Annotated in this window: 18 protein-coding genes; 7 read left to right on the top strand and 11 right to left on the bottom strand. The window is 73.6% G+C overall.

Going from position 1 to position 14,297, the window contains the following annotated elements:
• Positions 1-103: 103 nt before the first annotated feature.
• From ACFW1A_RS28855 to clpS, 3 genes are all read right to left on the bottom strand, one after another.
• Entirely contained in the window at positions 104-526 is a 423-nt protein-coding gene (locus ACFW1A_RS28855) for a Mov34/MPN/PAD-1 family protein (RefSeq protein WP_380413699.1), read from the bottom strand.
• A gap of 46 nt (positions 527-572) precedes the next feature.
• On the bottom strand, positions 573-1,148 hold the full coding sequence (locus ACFW1A_RS28850; RefSeq protein ID WP_380413696.1) for a DUF2017 domain-containing protein: 576 nt from the start codon (positions 1,146-1,148) through the stop codon (positions 573-575).
• Positions 1,149-1,218: 70 nt separating this feature from the next.
• Positions 1,219-1,512 carry an ATP-dependent Clp protease adapter ClpS gene (clpS, locus tag ACFW1A_RS28845; protein ID WP_035848862.1) on the bottom strand — a complete coding sequence of 98 codons (294 nt, stop codon included), beginning with the start codon at positions 1,510-1,512 and terminating at the stop codon, positions 1,219-1,221.
• Between the two features lie 161 nt (positions 1,513-1,673).
• On the opposite strand from clpS, the gene ACFW1A_RS28840 reads away from it, so the two are divergent.
• A complete protein-coding gene (locus ACFW1A_RS28840; RefSeq protein ID WP_380413692.1) occupies positions 1,674-3,029 on the top strand; it encodes a nicotinate phosphoribosyltransferase in 1,356 nt (451 codons plus the stop codon).
• 83 nt (positions 3,030-3,112) lie between these two features.
• A complete protein-coding gene (locus ACFW1A_RS28835) occupies positions 3,113-3,700 on the top strand; it encodes an isochorismatase family protein (protein ID WP_380413690.1) in 588 nt (195 codons plus the stop codon).
• 71 nt (positions 3,701-3,771) lie between these two features.
• On the opposite strand, the gene ACFW1A_RS28830 is transcribed toward ACFW1A_RS28835, so the two are convergent.
• Entirely contained in the window at positions 3,772-4,812 is a 1,041-nt protein-coding gene (locus ACFW1A_RS28830; RefSeq protein WP_380413688.1) for a hypothetical protein, read from the bottom strand.
• Between the two features lie 298 nt (positions 4,813-5,110).
• Between ACFW1A_RS28830 and ACFW1A_RS28825 the strand changes: the two genes are divergently transcribed.
• Both ACFW1A_RS28825 and ACFW1A_RS28820 read left to right on the top strand, forming a co-directional pair.
• On the top strand, positions 5,111-5,902 hold the full coding sequence (locus ACFW1A_RS28825; protein ID WP_380413686.1) for a hypothetical protein: 792 nt from the start codon (positions 5,111-5,113) through the stop codon (positions 5,900-5,902).
• 65 nt (positions 5,903-5,967) lie between these two features.
• Positions 5,968-6,270 (top strand): hypothetical protein, encoded by a 303-nt coding sequence (locus ACFW1A_RS28820; RefSeq protein WP_380413684.1) that lies wholly within the window; start codon positions 5,968-5,970, stop codon positions 6,268-6,270.
• 61 nt (positions 6,271-6,331) lie between these two features.
• Here ACFW1A_RS28820 and ACFW1A_RS28815 read toward each other — a convergent pair whose 3' ends face one another.
• Complete coding sequence (locus tag ACFW1A_RS28815; protein ID WP_380413682.1) at positions 6,332-6,715, bottom strand: glyoxalase; 384 nt, start codon at positions 6,713-6,715, stop codon at positions 6,332-6,334.
• A gap of 92 nt (positions 6,716-6,807) precedes the next feature.
• Between ACFW1A_RS28815 and ACFW1A_RS28810 the strand changes: the two genes are divergently transcribed.
• Positions 6,808-7,422 (top strand): DUF402 domain-containing protein, encoded by a 615-nt coding sequence (locus ACFW1A_RS28810; RefSeq protein ID WP_380413680.1) that lies wholly within the window; start codon positions 6,808-6,810, stop codon positions 7,420-7,422.
• Between the two features lie 13 nt (positions 7,423-7,435).
• Here ACFW1A_RS28810 and ACFW1A_RS28805 read toward each other — a convergent pair whose 3' ends face one another.
• From ACFW1A_RS28805 to ACFW1A_RS28795, 3 genes are read right to left on the bottom strand one after another with little or no spacing between them, the layout of a single operon-like run.
• A complete protein-coding gene (locus tag ACFW1A_RS28805) occupies positions 7,436-8,608 on the bottom strand; it encodes a S8 family serine peptidase (protein ID WP_380413678.1) in 1,173 nt (390 codons plus the stop codon).
• Between the two features lie 36 nt (positions 8,609-8,644).
• Complete coding sequence (locus ACFW1A_RS28800; RefSeq protein ID WP_380413676.1) at positions 8,645-10,066, bottom strand: hypothetical protein; 1,422 nt, start codon at positions 10,064-10,066, stop codon at positions 8,645-8,647.
• A gap of 43 nt (positions 10,067-10,109) precedes the next feature.
• Entirely contained in the window at positions 10,110-10,577 is a 468-nt protein-coding gene (locus ACFW1A_RS28795; RefSeq protein ID WP_380413673.1) for a hypothetical protein, read from the bottom strand.
• Between the two features lie 231 nt (positions 10,578-10,808).
• Here ACFW1A_RS28795 and ACFW1A_RS28790 point away from each other — a divergent pair, with 231 nt between their 5' ends.
• Together ACFW1A_RS28790 and ACFW1A_RS28785 are read left to right on the top strand one after the other, a co-directional pair.
• On the top strand, positions 10,809-11,573 hold the full coding sequence (locus ACFW1A_RS28790) for a hypothetical protein (protein ID WP_380413671.1): 765 nt from the start codon (positions 10,809-10,811) through the stop codon (positions 11,571-11,573).
• A complete protein-coding gene (locus tag ACFW1A_RS28785; protein ID WP_380413669.1) occupies positions 11,563-11,901 on the top strand; it encodes a transcriptional regulator in 339 nt (112 codons plus the stop codon). The genes ACFW1A_RS28790 and ACFW1A_RS28785 overlap by 11 nt, the downstream gene beginning before the upstream one ends.
• Before the next feature lie 42 nt (positions 11,902-11,943).
• Here ACFW1A_RS28785 and ACFW1A_RS28780 read toward each other — a convergent pair whose 3' ends face one another.
• From ACFW1A_RS28780 to ACFW1A_RS28770, 3 genes are all read right to left on the bottom strand, one after another.
• Complete coding sequence (locus ACFW1A_RS28780) at positions 11,944-12,648, bottom strand: endonuclease V (RefSeq protein ID WP_380413701.1); 705 nt, start codon at positions 12,646-12,648, stop codon at positions 11,944-11,946.
• A gap of 115 nt (positions 12,649-12,763) precedes the next feature.
• Positions 12,764-13,480, bottom strand: coding sequence for an RDD family protein (locus tag ACFW1A_RS28775; protein ID WP_380413667.1), 717 nt, complete (start codon positions 13,478-13,480; stop codon positions 12,764-12,766).
• A gap of 71 nt (positions 13,481-13,551) precedes the next feature.
• The coding region (locus tag ACFW1A_RS28770; RefSeq protein WP_380413665.1) for an RDD family protein at positions 13,552-14,297 on the bottom strand (746 nt) is incomplete at its 5' end.

The raw sequence follows: 14,297 nt of genomic DNA, 5'->3' as shown, positions 1-14,297 counted from the left end.
GCTCTTTTTTGTTTAAAAGACACCCCCTGGGTGGTTTTGGTGTCCCACTCTGCGCCCCCGGGGGGGCGGGGCGCCCCCCCCCGGGGGGGGGCGGCCCGACCGGTCAGGCGTCGAGGACCTGGACGTCCTCCTCGGTGATCACACCATCCACGATGCGGAACGAGCGGAACTGGAACGGGTCGTCCGCGCCGTGGCCCTCCGCGGTCGAGACGAGCACGTAGTGCGCGTTCGGCTCGGAGGCGTAGCTCACGTCGGTGCGCGAGGGGTAGGCCTCGGTCGCGGTGTGCGAGTGGTACACGACCACCGGCTCCTCGTCCCGGTCGTCCAGCTCGCGGTAGAGCTTGAGCAGGTCGGCCGAGTCGAACTCGTAGAAGGTGGGCGAGCGGGCCGCGTTCAGCATCGGGACGAACCGCTCGGGGCGGTCGCTGCCGGCCGGTCCGGCGACGATCCCGCAGGCCTCGTCCGGGTGGTCGGCGCGGGCGTGGGCGACGATCGCGTCGTGCAGCTCTCGGGAGATGGTCAGCATGCGGCCAGGATAGGCGCAGCCGCGGGCGCCCCGGCGGGGCCGCCCGTCAGCCGGTCATCGCCTCCAGCAGCGACTCCTGCATCGCGCCCAGCCACAGGTAGGCCATCACCAGCGGCTTGCGCTCGTCGGTGTCCGGCAGGTCGTAAAGCCCCTGGTCGTCCTCCTCGGTGACGTCCAGTCGGCTGCCCAGGGTGAGCCGCAGGTCGTTCAGCGCGCCCAGCCAGCGCGGGCACTCCGCGGCGCTGGGGCGCAGCACGCCGCCGTCCTCGCCCAGGGTGTCCAGCGCGCGCACCACCGCGAGCGCGTCCTCGCGCTTGCGGGCGCGCAGGTCGAGCTCGGTGTAGCGGCGGAACTCGCCGGCGAAGGACTTGGTCTGGGCGTCCACCGGCTGTCCGGGCTCGCCGTAGGCGTCCGGGAAGAGGCGGGCCAGCGCCGGGTCGGCGGGCGCCTCGGTGGGCCCCTCGGCGAACAGCGCGGCCAGCGGGTCGTCGCTCTCCCCGCCGGGCCCGGGGCCGATCAGCTCCAGCATCTGCACTTCCAGCGAGCGCAGGATCGCCGCCTCGACCTCCTCCAGCGCGATCGCCGCACCGCCGTCGCCACTGCGCTCGAACAACCCAGCCATATCTCTGACAACCGTCCCGGTTCGCGTGTCTGTCGAGTGATCAGGAGTGCTGCGGCGCACCCGGTCCCGCTCAGTCGTGCTGCAGCGTGGCCCACAGGCCGTAGCCGTGCATGGCCTGGACGTCCCGCTCCATCTCCTCGCGGGTACCGCTGGAGACCACCGCCCGCCCTCGGGTGTGCACGTCCATCATCAGCTTCCGGGCCTTCTCCTTCGGGTAGCCGAAGTACGCCTGGAACACGTAGAGGACGTAACTCATGAGGTTGACCGGATCGTTGTGGACGATGGTCACCCACGGAGTGTCCGGCTCGGCCACCGGCAGACTCTCGGCCTCGGGGCGTTCGATCTCGGCCGGCGCGACACTCACGACTGGCTCTCCTCTACCGGGGACGACCGGGCCTGCCGCCCGGTCCGCCAAAGCTCCTCTGACCTCCCATGCTGCCATCCGGGGGACCTCGGAGCGATTCCGACCCGGCCTTCGCGACAGAAATCGTCACTCTGACGCTAAGTGGTAGTACCATCGTCCATATGGACGCCCAGGCATTCGTGGCGGCGCAGTCCGCCCTGCCCACTTCGCCGACAGCCGGTTCCACCGCGCTGCTCACCGACCGCTACGAGCTGACCATGCTGCAGGCAGCGCTGCGCAGCGGGGCGGCGCACCGCCGCTCGGTCTTCGAGGTATTCACCCGCCGGTTGCCGGACGGCCGCCGCTACGGCGTGCTGGCCGGCACCGGCCGGGTGCTCGACGCGGTGCAGAACTTCCGCTTCGGGACCGCCCAGTTGGACTGGCTGTCCGACCAGCAGGTGGTGGACGAGGCCACCCTCGCCTTCCTGGCCGACTACCGCTTCGGCGGCGACATCCACGGCTACCCCGAGGGCGAGGTCTACTTCCCCGGCTCGCCGCTGCTCACCGTGGAGGGCACGTTCGCCGAGGCCGTGCTGCTGGAGACGGTGATCCTGTCCATCCTCAACCACGACTCGGCGATCGCCGCCGCCGCCTCCCGGATGACGGCCGCCGCCGGGGAGCGCCCGTGCATCGAGATGGGCGCGCGGCGGGCGCACGAGTGGTCCGCGGTCTCCGCCGCCCGGGCCGCCTACATCGCCGGCTTCGCGGCCACTTCCGACCTGCAGGCCGGGTTCGCGCACGGGATCCCGACCACCGGCACCGCCGCGCACGCCTTCACCCTGCTGCACGACACGGAGCGGGACGCGTTCAGCGCGCAGCTCGCCTCGATGGGCACCGGCACCACGCTGCTGGTGGACACCTACGACCTGGCCGAGGCGGTGCGCACCGCGGTGGAGGTGGCCGGCCCGGGCCTCGGCGCGGTGCGGATCGACTCCGGCGACCTCACCCTGCTGGCCCACCGGGTCCGCCGCCAACTGGACGAGCTGGGTGCCCGGGACACCCGGATCATCGTCACCTCGGACCTGGACGAGTACGCCATCGCCGCGCTGGCCGCCGCCCCGGTGGACGGCTACGGGGTGGGCACCAGCCTGGTCACCGGCAGCGGCCACCCGACCTGCGCGATGGTCTACAAGCTGGTCGCCCGGGCCGGGTCGACCGCCGCCGACGCCCCGCTGGTGCCGGTGGCCAAGCGGTCGGCCGGCGGCAAGACCAGCGTCGGCGGCCGCAAGTGGGCCGCGCGCCGGCCCGACGCCGACGGCGTGGCCGAGGCCGAGGTGGTGGGCACCGGTCCGCGGCCGGCCGAGCTGGCGCCGCACGCGCTGCAGGTTCCGCTGGTCAAGGGCGGCGAGGTGGTCGGCCGGGAACCGCTGGCCGCGGCCCGCGCCCGGCACCTGCGCTCGCGCGCCGCGCTGCCGCTGTCGGCCACCCAGTTGTCCAAGGGCGAGCCGGTCATCGCCACCGAACTGCGGCTGGGGTAGCCGGGGTGCCCAGCACTCCCTAGAGTGGCCCCACTCCCCACCGTGAACCCGTCCCACCCAGACCACCAGCGAGGAAGCAAGCCATGCGCCGGGCCCTGATCGTCATCGATGTGCAGAACGACTTCTGCGAGGGCGGGTCGCTCCCGGTGGCCGGGGGTGCGGAGGTGGCCGCGGCGATCACCGAGCACATCGCCACCCACCGGCCCGAGTACGACCACGTGCTGGCCACCCGGGACCACCACCTGGACCCCGGGGCGCACTTCTCGGCCGAGCCGGACTACGTCGACAGCTGGCCGCAGCACTGCGTGGCGGGCACCGAGGGGGTGGGCTTCCACCCCAACTTCGCGCCCTCGGTGACCTCCGGCGCGATCGAGGCGGTGTTCGACAAGGGGGCGCACGCCGCGGCGTACAGCGGGTTCGAAGGCTTCGACGAGCACGGCGGCCGACTGGCCGACTGGCTGCGCGAGCGGGAGATCACGGACGTGGACCTGGTGGGCATCGCCACCGACCACTGCGTGCGGGCCACCGCGCTGGACGCGGTGCGCGAGGGTTTCGCGGTGCGGGTGCTGCTGGACCTGACGGCGGGCGTGGCCGCCGAGACCACCACGGCTGCACTGGCGCAGCTGCGGGCGGCCGGGGTGGAGCTGGCCGGCGAGCCGGTCCTGGGCTGAGCCCGGGGGCCGCGGCGGGGGTGCCGGGCGGAGCCGGGACTGCCGGAGTGGAGCCGGGCGCGGCGGTCCGCTCACTCCGGCGGGGTGAGCAGCTCCACCACGTCCTGACCGCCGGCCAGGTGCGCCGCGTGCAGTTCCGCCGCCACCGCGGCCGGCTCGGCGGCCAGCCGGTCGCCGGCCACGTACACCACCCGCACCCCCAGGTACTCCATCCGGTGCTGGCCGGCCCTGGTCCAGGCGGCCTCGCCCTCGCTGACGCAGCGCAGCGCCGAGTCCACCTCGACCGCGACCGCCGCCTGCGGCCAGTACAGGTCGGGCACCGCCACGAAGGTGCCGCCGCGCATCCGCAGCTCGGGCTGGACGAGCGGGGTCGGCAGCAGCTCCCCCGCCGCCAGTCCGAGCAGCTGGCCGATGGCGAACTGGCGCTCGGCGGCAAGCAGTTCGTCCATCGCGGCGCGGATCCGGGGAATCTCCACCAGGTGCGCCTCGCGCAGCTCGGCGATCAGCTCGGTCGGGGTGCAGGCCCGCCGTCCGTCCGGCCCGGTGGCGGCCACCGCCTCGCGCAGCACCGAGCGCAGCAGTCGCGGGCCGAGCACGCCGCTGTCCAGCGCCCCGCTCTCGGTCCACTCCCGCAGCGCGTCCGCCACCGCCCGGCCGACCGGTGCGCAGGCCAGTCCGTGCACCTCGCGGGCCTCCAGTTCGCGCGCGGTGCGCTGGATCCGCACCTCGCCCACGTCCCGCAGCCGGCGCTGCCGGGGCACCAGCACCTGCACGCCGGTCACGGCGGGCAGCCGCGGCACGGCGGCGAAGCCGTACAGCGCCAGCGCGGCCGCACCGGTGATCACCGCACCCTCGCGGTGGCCCTCCTGACGTCCGTTCTGTGCGGCGTAGAGCAGCGCCGCCCACATCCGCTGTTCGGGTGTCGGGGTGCCGGTCTGGAGCAGGTAGACCCTGGGCAGCAGGCGCTGCCAGGGGCCGCCGCGACGACAGTGGTCGCTCACCACCCGGGGCGGAACTCCCCGGGCCCGCAGCTGACTTGCCGTGATCACATTCTGCTGCCGCCGGGCCAGCTCTTCGAGCGAGGGGGCGGAGGAGGGGATCTGGTAGTTCATGCGACAACCCTCCCCTGTCACCCGGTCGCCCCAGCCCCAACCTGACGCACCGTTACGCAACCGTCGTCAAATCGGGACAGGCCCGCACTAAAGTCGCCATACCCTCACCCATTCGGAGTAATTGGGATCAAAGTGGTGGCAGATACGGTCATCTGATGGTCATGACGGGCCGCTCATGACATCAGTCATACCGCTCCGGTGACCCACCCTCACTGCCGACCGGCCGGGGGCGGCGGGCATGATCGTATGCACCGGCGGGGCGAGGGGCCGCGGCGGGGGACGATCGGGGGAACCAGGGATGAGCACTGCCGGGGATGCCGTCACCGGGCCGCAGGACGCGGTCGCCGGGACCGTCGGGACTGCCGGGGCCGGCGAGACCGGCGAGACCGGCGGGGCGGCCGGGGTCAGCGAGACCAGCGGGACCAGCGGGACTGCCGGGGCGGCCGGGCTGGTGAGGGCGACTGCGGCCGGCGGGGCGAAGGAGTCGCGCCAGGAGCGCCGTGCGCGCCGGCGGAACAAGCCCAAGGGCCTCACCGCGATCACCGAGCCGATCGAGGACCTGCGGCTGCCGGTCTGGTACTTCGGCTTCGAGGCCGTCTTCGCCTCCGCCTTCGACCTGATCAAGGCCTTCCCCTCCTGCTGGCCGGTGCTGGTGCTGCTGATCCCGGTCAACCTGGCGGTCTCGTTCACCGTGCTGCGCAAGCGGCTGCGGCTGGCCGGGGCGCTCTGGCGCGGCAAGGAGACCCGCAAGCTCGCCATCGGCCTGCTGGTGCTGCGCCTGGGCAGCCACTTCGCCCTGAACGCGGTCGGCGTCACGGTCACCGGGCGGGTGGGCCACCTGCTGTTCGCGGTGGCGATGGGCGCGGTCACCGTCACGCTGCTCGCCTACACCCAGCGGACCGCGCTGCGGGCACTGGAGAAGGCCCGGGCGGCGCAGGCCGCAGTGGCCGACGGGGTGGCCGACGCGGCGGCCGCGGGCGCGCTCGCGGCGGTGCCCGCGGAGATCCCTGCGGGGGTCCGCACGGAGATCCCTGCGGAACTGCCCGCCGAGGCCGCCGCGGTGACCGCCGAGCCGGTCGGTCGGCGCTGACCGGGGTACCCCAGGACGGGGTCCCTCGGCCCAACTCCCCTACGGGCATTGCCTAACATCAGGACATGCCATATGACGAAACATCAGGTCTGAGCGCGGCCCAGCTGCGCCTGGGCCGGTTGCCCGGCTACGTCCGGCGCCCAGACCCCGCCCGCCGGGCCGGCGAGCGGGGTTCGGCGTACAAGAAGGGCTGGGAGGTCCGCTTCACGGCCCGCAGCGAGGCAGAGATAGCGGAGATCCGCGAACTGCTCGTCGCGGCCGGGTTCGTACCCGCCCGTCCGTTCTTCAAGGGTCAGCAACTCATCCAGCCGGTCTACGGCATGGCAGTGGTGCGCACCTACCTGGAGGCCCGCGAACTCGTCGTCTGACCGCCCACCGGTCAGCCCGTGGTCGTTGACCGAGGAGCGGTCAACGACCGGGGCCGGGCCGTCAGGCCCGGTGCGGCTCCAGGAACTCCAGGCGGTTGCCCAGCTTGTCGAAGGCGTAGCACCGGTCGTGCCCGGGGAACTCGTCGTCCCACTGCACCGGGTGCCCGTTCGCCTCCAGCCGCTCCGCCAGCGCGCGCAGCCCGTCGACCAGGATCCCCGGGTGCGCCTTGCGCGCCGGCACGAAGTCCTCCTCCACCCCCAGGTGCACCTCCAGGCCGCCACCGCGGAACCAGCACCCGCCCCGGGCCGCCAGCACCGGCGGCTTGACCAGCTCGGCCATCCCCAGCACCCCGCCCCAGAACTCCCGGCAGAGCGGCTCGGACCCCGGCGGAACAGCGAGCTGGACGTGGTGCAGGCCGGTGAAAACGGCATCGTCGTTCGTCATGGTGCCGACACTAACGATCACGGTCGGAACCGAACAGGGCGGGCCCCCTCCGGGGCTTCCGATCGGCCGCCCGGCGTGGTTCGCTGGTTCCCGTGGCACTGGCACCGGGCTCGGTCCTGGACTGGCACTTCACCTTCGGCGGACAGCTGGTGAGCGTCTGCCCCGTCCGCGTGGTCGCCGACACCGCCGCGGGCCTGCTGCTCTGGCTCGCCCCGCGCACCCCGTGCTGGGAGGCCCAACTGCCGCCCGGCCGCCACCTGCGCGACATCCCGCCGGCCGAACGCCCACCCGGCGGCTACCCCCTGGCCCCCGAGCCCGCCTACGAGAACCCCGCCCTGATCTACCAGCCGCACGGCGCCGGCTACGCGGTCTGGTGGCTCTTCACCCCCGACCAGGCGTTCTCCCACTGGTACGTCAACCTGGAGGACCGGCACCGGCGGGACGGCGCCGTGGTGGTCACCGACCTGGAGCTCGACCTGGTCGTCTCCCCCGACCGCAGCTGGCGCTGGAAGGACGAGGAGTCCTTCGCCGAGAAGACCGGCCTGCCCGGCTACTGGACCCCCGCCCGGGCCGCCGCCGCCCGCGCCGACGGCCGGGCCGTGGCGGCACTGGCCGAGGCCGGGGCGTTCCCGTTCGACGGCACCTGGTGCGACTTCCGGCCGCCCGCCGACTGGCCGCTGCCGGACCTCCCGCCCGCACCCCGCTGACCGGCCGCACCCGCTACCCGGCGCGCCCCCGCCGCACGAGGAACGCGACCCCGGCCGCCACCAGGGCGGCCACCACCGCCGCCGCGGCGTACAGCCACACCGGAGTCCCGCCCCCGCCCCCCTGCTGCCCCGCCCCCACCACCGGCGCGGGCACCACCGACTCCGGCGCCCCCTGGGACTCCACCCGCGCGAGCAGCGGATTGTCCCTGGGCCCGTCGTCCACCCCCGGATTCGGCGCGAGCGACTTGGACGGCGACGCGATGCCGTACCCGTACCGGTCGTTGGGCGTCGCACTCCCGTCCGGCGGCGCGGCAGCCGTGCTGATCATCCGCCGAATCACCTGCCCCGCGGAGAGCGCCGGGTACTTGGCCCGCACCAGGGCGGCGATGGCGGAGACGTAGGCGGTGGCGTCGGAGGTGCCGTCAGCCGTGTGGTAATCGCTGGTGGACTTCGCCCCGGCGTCGTAGATTCCCACTCCGGGCGCGACGAGCGAAAGCTCGGGCCCCTGATCCGACTTTTCCCAGACGGCTCCCTGGCGGTCGATCGCTCCGACCGACACCACCCCGGGAAACGCAGCCGGATACGCCACCACCGATCCGAGATTCCCGCTGGCCGCCACCAGGACCACATCGTTCGTGAGGGCGTAGTCCACCGCGGCCCGGTCATCCCGATTGGTCCGCATCGCACCACTGATCGACAAGTTGACCACCTTCGCCCCGTGGTCGACCGCGTACCGCAGCGCTTCGGCGAACCTGTCGTCACCCCCAGCCCGGACATCCCCGACCTCGGACAGGTTCAGTTTGATCGGCAGGATCTTCGCCTTGGGCGCCAGTCCCATGATCCCGGCCTGTTCACCGTGTCCGTGCCCGGCAATGAGGCTGGCCATCGCGGTTCCGTGGCCCAGGCTGTCGACCCGGCCGTCACTCTGGCCACCGGAGAAGTCAGCGCCCGGGACCACCTGACCGGCCAGGTCCTGATGGTCCGCCAGGACGCCGGTGTCGATGACCGCGACGGTAACCCCCTCGCCCTGGCTGACCGGCCACACCTTGTCCGCGGCCTGATAGGCCTGTAGCGCCCACTGGTGGTCACGAATGTCATCAGCCGCCACCGGCCCGGCCGACAGACCCCACACCAGCGCCGTTGCTGCAAGGGCAGCCACGCCCCTCACCGGCCGCCAGCTCGCCATGCGTGCTCTCCCCGTCTGCTCGACGACCTCAGCGGCTCATTCCACCACGCCCGAACGGGTTTCCTCCTCGGACACCCAAGCCTGACCGTCCTCGACCAGATACTCGGCACGGTGCCCCTTGCGACGCTTCTTCCGCCGTACCTCCTGCGAAGCTCCCGGCACGAATCCGGCCGGGCTCTCGAACGCCGGGCCGTCCTGGGCCGCCTGGGCCCGGTATCTCGCCCCGAGTCCAGTACCTCCCTCGGTGAAGGCCTTGCGAGTTCCGCCGAAGGATCGCCCGAACTGCTCGGGCTCGGCTCCTGCCTCCCCCCTGAGACCCGTGTACCCGGAGCGCTGCTCGCCCGACGGTTCGCGTCCCACCCGCGTAGTACCACCGACGGGCACCCCGGAGCCCTCGCCACTGATGGCCCGACCAGGCACGGACACTCGCTCGGCTCCTCGGTCGACGAACCTCGGCGGTGCTCCCCCCGGGTCTGTCCAATCCGATCTCGGTGCTGGCGAGTTCACAAAACCACCACTCCCGCCCGGCGCGGTGGCCGGCGTGTTCGGGAACCCGCCAACCCCGCCCGATGCAGCGGCCGAAGAGTTCGCAAACCCACCCACCCCGCTCGGCGACAGCGGTCCCATGGGGATGTCGGTGCTGTCCAGACCGGTGCCTGGGCCGATCGGTGCAGGCACCTCCGAGAAGCTCGAAGTGCCGAACACTCCAGACTGCGGAAGCTTCGGACTCGGGCCGGCCACGCCACCCGTGATTCCCGGATCCGCCGACGTCCGAGGCCGAGTCGCCCGCGGCGCGCTCCTGATCGGCGCAGGCCGGGAGACCGGGCCGGCAGGATCGGCGTGGAAGCTGCCCAGTGCACCGAAGCCGGCTCCGAGTACCAGGGCACTCAGCGCCTCGCCCACGGTCGGGTCCGGTGGCGGCACGTCAGGGTCTTCATGCACCAGCTGCGGCGGTGGCTTCAACACCCCCACCGCCACCCGGTACTTCGCCGCCAGGGTCTGCATCACCGCGACCGCCTGGGCCTTCCTGCGGTCGGCGAGGGGGATCTGGGTGGTGTCGCTGCGGTCGCCGAGGGCGCTGGACCAGGTATCGGCGACGGTGCTGCCGACCTGGTCCCAGAAGCCCGGCTCCTCCGGCATGTCGTGCTTGGCCCGGTCCATGGCCTCGGACATCAGCTTGAGGGTGTTGGCGGCGTCGTTGGCGTAGGCGGCGGTGTTGTTGACGCTGTTGGCCAGCTTGGTCATGGCGGCGTAGAAGGCGTCGCTGCTGCTGCCCTCCCAGGTGTCGACGGCGGCGCCGGAGGCGGTGCCCAGGGCGGCGCGGATCTGCTTGAGGACGTCCGCGGCGCGGCGCCACGGGTCACCGGCCGACATGACGTCGCCGGAGTTCAGTGCCTCCGCCATGGCGCGCAACTGGCCGTGGCTGTACTGGTTGAAGTCGGTGATCCCGCTGCTCATGATCGCCCTTCTCCCTCCCCTGCTGGCGCTGCGGACTGACGGTTCACCAGGTCGGCAGTGGGCGGGCCGGGCCGTCGGTGGTCACCCGGCTCGCCGGGACCGGGCGGGTTCCGGTCGTGGGGGGCGGGGACGGGGTGGTGGCGGGGACCGACCAGCCGTCGGGGCCCACCTTCAGGTGCTGGGCGGTGTGGTGCTCCTGGGCCTCGTAGGTGGTCGCGGTGAGGTCGGCCTTGCGCTGGGCCTCGTCGATGGCGGTGTGCAGGGCGGTGAGCACGTCGCGCAGGCCGTCGCGCATCACGTCGTACTGGTCGTGCAGGGCGGTGGCCTCGGCGAACTCGCCGAAGGAGTCCCGGCCCACACCGGACCTGGTGTGGGTGGTCGGCCCGTCGGCGCTCTGCTGGAACTCCGTCAGCAACCCGCGCACCTGGCCCGCGAAGGTGCGCAGGCTGTCCACCTCGACCCGGTAGCCCGCGCCGGCCCCGGTGCCGGCGCTACTCCCCTTGCCCGTCAAGTCGCCTCGCCTCCCCCGTCGTTGCCAGGTGCAGGTGCTCGGCCTTCGCACGGCCGCCGACCATTCAACGCAGACCCCGCCCCGCCTGTCCACTACGCACCGTGCCGGTACGACCACACGGGTGGCCCACCACCCCCTCCCGTCCCACCCGTTGGCACCGGACGTCGGCGGGTCCGGAGAAGTCGCCCCCGGTCTCTTGCCACAATCGGTTTGTGATGCAAACCTGACTGCATGACAGACGCCTCGATGCCGTCCGCCGGCTCCCCTCGCGAAGTGCTCGCCGATCTCGGCGAGTTGACCCGCCGTGTCCGGTCCGCCCAGCGCGGCACCTGGTTCCCGCTGTTGCTGTTCGGGGTGCTCACCCTGGGCGGGATCCTGGTCGACCGGCTCACCTTCACGCTGCGGACGGTCACCGACTGTCCGGCCGGGCCCGGTGGGGCACCCGGCCCGGCGAGCTGCCCGGTGGCGGCGGTGCAGGGGGCACCGCTGTACTGGACGGTCGGCATCGCCCTGGCCTACGCCGCGACGGCCTGGTTCTACCTGCGCCGGGCCCGGCTGCGCGGGGTCGGCAGCCCGGTCCGGCCGTACCTGCTCGCCGGTGTCGCCATGCTCGCCCTGGTGGCCGCCACCACCGCCTGGGCGACGCGGCACGGGCTGCCCGCACCCGGGGGGCCGGTCGACTTCTGGGGCGCGCGGTTGGACCCCGCCGACGGGTTCACCCGGTTCCTGGAGCGGTTGACCGGATCGACGGCGAGCATCGGGCTGCCGCTGCTGGTGCTCGCCCGGGTGGAGCGCAACCGCGCACTGCTGGTCTTCGCACTGGTCTACCTGCTGGTCGAGCTGCTCCCGGTCTCCACCGGCTGGGCCGGACTCTCCGGCCTCTCGCCCTGGTCGGGGATGCCCCGCCTCGTCCTGCCCGCCGCCCTCCTGCTGCTCGGGGCCCTGGCGTTCGCGCTCGCCGAGCGGAGCCGTAGCGTGGCCGGTCATGACCACTGAGCCCGACCAGCACCCCGTCACCGCCCTGGACGACGTGGTCCACCAGCGCGTGCGCCTGGGCATCCTCACCGTCGCCCACCAGGCCCGCCGGGTCGAGTTCGGCTTCCTGCGCACCACCCTCGACCTGACCGCCGGCAACCTCAGCCAGCACCTGGCGGTGCTGGAGAAGGCCGGACTGGTCGGGGTCGAGAAGGGCTACGAGGGCAAGCGGGCCCGCACCTGGCTCTCCCTCACCCCGGCCGGGGAGCGCGCGCTGCGGGACGAGGTCACCCAGCTGAAGCGGCTCATCGAGCGGATCGAGCAACCCGGTCCGGCCGACCCGTCCTGACCGGGCGGGGCCCGGCGGGACCCGGTCCGGCCACCGGCGCGGTCACCGGCCCGCCGCGACCGCCTCGGCCAGCGCCTGCCGGCAGAGCGAGTCGGCGTGCCGCGTGGTCTCCGGGAGGCGGTACCGCGGAGTGAGCACGAGGACGGTCTCCACCGCCTCCGCGAGGCCGATCCGGTGGCCGACCGAGACGAAGACGGGCTTCACGCCCGCCCGGGTGCGCACCGCCCGGCCGACCTCCTCGCCGGTCGCGGTGTCGACCAGCGGGGTCCAGGAGCCGCGCTCCGGGGCCGGGTCCGCACTGGCGAAGACGAAGGGGCTCTTGGCGACGCCGATGGTCGGGAGCCCGGTCAGCACACCCAGGTGACTGGCGAGGCCGAGCCGGCGGGGGTGCGCCTGGCCGTAGCCGTCGCAGACGACCAGGTCGGGCGCGGCGGGCAGCCGGTCCAGCGCCTCCCGGACGGCGGGGATCTCGCGGAACGCCAGCAGGCCCGGGACGTAGGGGAACGGGACCCGGCCGACGGCCGTCGCCCGGTGGGCCACGGTGAGCGTCGCGAGGTCGAGCAGCACGGCGGCCGCGGCGACCACGTCGTGCTCGTCGTCGTAGGCGACGTCGACCCCGCAGACCAGGGCGGACGGGCCGGGCGCGGGGCCGGTGCGGCGGACCAGCGGGCGCAGCCGCTCCTGCTCGGCGAGGGCGGCGGCCTCGGTGCTCGGCCAGGATTCGGCGCTCGGCCGGGAGTCGGCCAACGGCCAGGAGTCGGTCAACGGCCAGGAGTCGGTCAACGGATCCCCCACGGAACAGCGGTACGGTGCGGCCCACACGCTAGCGCGCGGGCCGCACCGCCGCCGGACCGGTCGGCCGTCAGTTCGTCGCCACCACCACGGTCTTCGCCGCCTTGTCGTGGATGCACTGGCGGAACGGCTTGTCGAAGACGCCGAAGAGCCCGTTGACCAGCCACCAGAGCCCGCAGCAGAGCGCGGCCGGCAGGGTGTACACGGCGGCCCGGGTCCAGGCGGCGGACTGGGTCGGTGACGAACCGTCGGTGAGCATCGCCGCCCGGACGTTCATCACCTTCTTGCCCAGCGTCTGCCCGTCCCGCGAGAGCATCAGGCCCTCGTAGACCACGTACAGGGCGTAGAAGAGCCAGACCGCACCGGTCCACCCGTTGCGGTTGCCGAAGCCGGTGAACGGCAGGACCACCACGATGGCGACCACCTGGATGATCACGTAGTCGATGATCCGGGCCAGGATCCGGCTCGGCCAGCTGCCCAGCGGCGGCATCCCGGCCACCGGCCCCGCCCCGTAGCCGGGCTGCTGCTGGTGCGGATCCCCGCCGTACGGGCCCCCGTTGTACGGGCCGGACGGGCCGGACTGGCCGGACGGACCGGCGGGACCGCCTGGCGCGCCGGGCGCGCCCCCGTAGGTGCCCTGGTACGGCCCGGCCCCGTACGCGTTGCTGTCGTACGGCGAGCCACCGACGGGCGGGGGCGGGGCTGCCGGCGGCACCGGCGGCTGCTGGTCGTGGGGGGGCTTGCCGCCCTCCTCCGGCTCAGGGCTCGAAGGGTCGTAGCTGCTCATGCGAGCAGTAGATCACCGCAAATCTTATGTTCTGCGGATATCTGACCCGTTTCGCCCAATCTGACGCCGGTTCAGCCGCGCAGCACCCGGCTGCGGCCCACCCGGTCCGGCCAGGAGACCAGCGCGGGGATCCCGATCACGGTGAGCACCAGCAGCTGGCCCAGCAGCCAGCGCACCAGCGAGCGGCCGAACCCGGGCGCCCGGTGGCTGCCCACCGCCGCCACCCGCACGCCGGCCAGCCGCTTGCCCAGGGTGCGGCCGGCCCGCGCGGTGGGCACCACCTCCAGCAGCAGGCCGGCCAGCAGCACGGTGCCCAGCAGCAGGGCGGCCCGGCCGATCACGGTGCCGTCCACCAGCCAGACCTGGACCCCACGGCCCGTCAGGTGACTGACCGTCCGGGCCTGGTCCAGCTTGCGCTGCAGGTAGGCGTCGGTGGCGGAGACCACCGGGACCGCGACGGCGCAGACCACGGCGGCGAGCAGCACGGTGTCCACGAACCGGGCCAGCGCCCGCCGGCCCAGGCCCGCCCGGACGGCCCCCGGGGCCGCCTTGCGCGCCACCCGCCCCTCGGCCCGGGGCTGCCCTCCGGCCGGGGACCGCACCTCGGACCGCGACTGCGACTGCGCCTGCGCCTGCGTCGGCGGCAGCGACTGCGCGCCGGACCGCGGCGACGACTGCCGCAGGGACTGCGACTGCGCCTGCGGCTGCGCACCGGACCGCCGCTGCGCCTGCGACTGCACCTGCGCCTGCGGCGCCGCACGGCGCGCGGGCACCGCCGCCGGGCGGCTCACCGGCGCGGGCCCGGGCACGGCGGGAC

The organism is Kitasatospora sp. NPDC058965 (genome assembly GCF_042741245.1).
GTDB lineage: Bacteria > Actinomycetota > Actinomycetes > Streptomycetales > Streptomycetaceae > Kitasatospora.
Note: the sequence above shows the minus strand (reverse complement) of the source record. Positions and strands in the feature narration are given on the sequence as shown.

What these genes read in the sequence shown, in the direction of transcription:
- ACFW1A_RS28855 (WP_380413699.1), bottom strand. Translation starts at nt 526, where the DNA reads ATGCTGACCATCTCCCGAGAGCTGCACGACGCGATCGTCGCCCACGCC.
- ACFW1A_RS28835 (WP_380413690.1), top strand. Translation starts at nt 3,113, where the DNA reads ATGCGCCGGGCCCTGATCGTCATCGATGTGCAGAACGACTTCTGCGAG.
- ACFW1A_RS28800 (WP_380413676.1), bottom strand. Translation starts at nt 10,066, where the DNA reads ATGAGCAGCGGGATCACCGACTTCAACCAGTACAGCCACGGCCAGTTG.
- ACFW1A_RS28805 (WP_380413678.1), bottom strand. Translation starts at nt 8,608, where the DNA reads ATGGCGAGCTGGCGGCCGGTGAGGGGCGTGGCTGCCCTTGCAGCAACG.
- ACFW1A_RS28840 (WP_380413692.1), top strand. Translation starts at nt 1,674, where the DNA reads ATGGACGCCCAGGCATTCGTGGCGGCGCAGTCCGCCCTGCCCACTTCG.
- ACFW1A_RS28830 (WP_380413688.1), bottom strand. Translation starts at nt 4,812, where the DNA reads ATGAACTACCAGATCCCCTCCTCCGCCCCCTCGCTCGAAGAGCTGGCC.
- ACFW1A_RS28775 (WP_380413667.1), bottom strand. Translation starts at nt 13,480, where the DNA reads ATGAGCAGCTACGACCCTTCGAGCCCTGAGCCGGAGGAGGGCGGCAAG.
- ACFW1A_RS28790 (WP_380413671.1), top strand. Translation starts at nt 10,809, where the DNA reads ATGACAGACGCCTCGATGCCGTCCGCCGGCTCCCCTCGCGAAGTGCTC.
- ACFW1A_RS28815 (WP_380413682.1), bottom strand. Translation starts at nt 6,715, where the DNA reads ATGACGAACGACGATGCCGTTTTCACCGGCCTGCACCACGTCCAGCTC.
- ACFW1A_RS28850 (WP_380413696.1), bottom strand. Translation starts at nt 1,148, where the DNA reads ATGGCTGGGTTGTTCGAGCGCAGTGGCGACGGCGGTGCGGCGATCGCG.
- ACFW1A_RS28825 (WP_380413686.1), top strand. Translation starts at nt 5,111, where the DNA reads ATGAGCACTGCCGGGGATGCCGTCACCGGGCCGCAGGACGCGGTCGCC.
- ACFW1A_RS28820 (WP_380413684.1), top strand. Translation starts at nt 5,968, where the DNA reads ATGCCATATGACGAAACATCAGGTCTGAGCGCGGCCCAGCTGCGCCTG.
- ACFW1A_RS28785 (WP_380413669.1), top strand. Translation starts at nt 11,563, where the DNA reads ATGACCACTGAGCCCGACCAGCACCCCGTCACCGCCCTGGACGACGTG.